Origin of the sequence: Corallococcus sicarius (assembly GCF_003611735.1) — a bacterium.
Taxonomy (GTDB): Bacteria; Myxococcota; Myxococcia; order Myxococcales; family Myxococcaceae; genus Corallococcus; species Corallococcus sicarius.
Genome location: NZ_RAWG01000767.1, coordinates 1 through 421, shown reverse-complemented (window position 1 = coordinate 421; position 421 = coordinate 1). Strand labels below are relative to the sequence as shown.

Genomic DNA, 421 nt, shown 5'->3' with positions numbered 1-421 from the left:
ACAATCACCAGTTGCAGCATCAGGCGCAAAGCCAGCGGTTTAACGTAGTCGGTCAACACCTGCCACATGCCGATCCAGGCATGGATCAAGATAGAAAACAGCGCCAGCAGGGTGAACACTTTGGTGAACGCAGAGGCGAAGAAACCGATCCAGACTTCATATGTCAGCTCGCCACTGGTAGCGAAAAAACCGACCATATAAATGATGTAGAGCGTCAGGACGATAGCGGTAGCGCGAACGAGGATGAAATCATGTACGCCATTGCGTCCTAATGCGGAGGCGTTGCTTACCATACGAGGACTCCTGCGAGAAGTGAAAGCACGACAGTAATAACAAAGGAGATTTTGGCGGAGCGTTTACCCGCTTCGAATGTTTCTTCCAGATAGCCAAAATCCATCATCATGTGGCGAATACCTACGAC

General features: G+C 50.1%; 1 protein-coding gene. It reads right to left on the bottom strand.

The features are described from left to right. The coding region (gene sdhD, locus D7X12_RS42065) for a succinate dehydrogenase membrane anchor subunit (protein ID WP_052982599.1) at nucleotides 1-293 on the bottom strand (293 nt) is incomplete at its 3' end. Between the last annotated feature and the right edge of the window lie 128 nt (nucleotides 294-421).